This window comes from Flavobacterium aureirubrum (assembly GCF_038739835.1).
GTDB classification, from domain to species: Bacteria; Bacteroidota; Bacteroidia; order Flavobacteriales; family Flavobacteriaceae; genus Flavobacterium; species Flavobacterium aureirubrum.
The window spans coordinates 1-298 of the sequence record NZ_JBCGDO010000128.1; the positions used below are offsets into that span (position 1 = coordinate 1).

At 31.9% G+C, this 298-nt stretch carries 1 pseudogene; it reads right to left on the minus strand.

Annotated features, from left to right (window positions below):
- Positions 1-298 (minus strand): annotated as a pseudogene (locus WFZ85_RS16225) (BamA/TamA family outer membrane protein); the annotation flags it as partial.

Below are 298 nucleotides of genomic sequence, written 5' to 3' on the forward strand. Positions count from 1 at the left end.
TTTCTTTATTTTTTTTAAAATTCTTTCTTTTATGAAAAATTGATTAGCATCTACACTAGCAGTATATTCTTTGGGCGTATTTGTACCAATTCCATGATAATACAATGGAAAAATTTGGAAGCGTAATTTCCCCAATAAAAACCAACGATCGCTGTCTGAATATATGGCATGGTCTAAACACAATCCATATTGTTGTTCTAAAGTAAAAAAAGTAAAACCACTTATCTCACTCAATCTGTTAATGGTGTCACGCTTGGCATAATAAACATACAAAGAACTCAAGCCTATCTCCCAGGTT